Here is a 244-nt window from a genome sequence, read left to right on the forward strand (position 1 = left end):
GTATTACAAAAATTAGAACAAGCTGGCTATGAGACATCTTGTCATGCGACAACGGGTCCTGGAGACGCTACTGTGGCGGCGAGGCAAGCTGCGGATCGTAAGTTTGATGTTGTTATTGCGGCTGGTGGCGACGGTACGTTAAATGAAGTAGTAAACGGTTTAGTTGGGCATGAATTCCGTCCGAAATTTGGAATTATTCCAGTTGGAACGACAAATGACTTTGCACGTGCAATTGGTGTACCTC

At 46.3% G+C, this 244-nt stretch carries 1 protein-coding gene; it reads left to right on the forward strand.

What is annotated here, in order from left to right; genetic code table 11:
• Nucleotides 1–244, forward strand: a 244-nt coding sequence (locus JDS95_RS30775; RefSeq protein WP_199691070.1) for a diacylglycerol kinase family protein, incomplete at both ends; no start/stop codon positions are given.

The organism is Bacillus cereus group sp. N24, from assembly GCF_016483345.1.
Lineage (GTDB): Bacteria > Bacillota > Bacilli > Bacillales > Bacillaceae_G > Bacillus_A > Bacillus_A toyonensis.